Raw genomic sequence first — 216 nt, 5'->3', positions numbered from 1 at the left:
TGCTCTCCCTCAGTGCCGCCTCGTCGTCGACCACTCTGGGTGCTCTGCGCTGCACCGAGCGGTGCTGTCCCAGCACATGGCAGACGAACCGCTCCGCCGTAACATGCTCGATGCAGGCTCGGCGACGGGCAGCGCTTGTCAGTTTCCCGACGGTGCGGGGCAGTGCCCCGCACCCTTCAGCACCAGCTTCTCCAGAGTGAGGTCGGCCACGGCCCT

General features: G+C 67.6%; 1 pseudogene. It reads right to left on the bottom strand.

Annotation, left to right across the window (positions count from 1 at the left end):
* Nucleotides 1-216: pseudogene (locus JMJ55_RS31485) on the bottom strand (IS3 family transposase); the annotation flags it as partial.

Source organism: Belnapia mucosa, assembly GCF_016775475.1.
Classification (GTDB): domain Bacteria; phylum Pseudomonadota; class Alphaproteobacteria; order Acetobacterales; family Acetobacteraceae; genus Belnapia; species Belnapia mucosa.
This window is presented reverse-complemented; position numbering and strand designations above follow the sequence as displayed.